The organism is Xanthomonas pisi DSM 18956 (assembly GCF_001010415.1).
In the GTDB taxonomy this organism is placed as follows: Bacteria; Pseudomonadota; Gammaproteobacteria; order Xanthomonadales; family Xanthomonadaceae; genus Xanthomonas; species Xanthomonas pisi.
Map to the genome: position 1 here is coordinate 1 of NZ_JPLE01000285.1, position 258 is coordinate 258.

General features: G+C 67.8%; 1 protein-coding gene. It reads right to left on the bottom strand.

Going from position 1 to position 258, the window contains the following annotated elements:
* Positions 1-218: P-loop NTPase (locus Y887_RS18030; protein WP_211257029.1), on the bottom strand; the 218-nt coding region annotated here is incomplete at its 3' end.
* Positions 219-258: the final 40 nt, after the last annotated feature.

Genomic DNA, 258 nt, shown 5'->3' on the forward strand with positions numbered 1-258 from the left:
GCATCCAGCACGCCGACCCGCGCCCCCTCACGGGCCAGCGCCAGCGCCAGATTAGCCGCCGTGGTGGACTTGCCGACGCCACCCTTTCCGGACGCCACCGCGATGATGTTCTTCACATTGGCCAGTGCCGGCACCTGATCCTGCGCCTTGTGCGCACGGATCACGCAGTCCACCTGCACATCGGCACGGTTGACGCCCTCGAGCCCTTCAATGGCCATCGCCAGCATCTGCGCCCAACCGCTGCGAAACAGCCCGGCG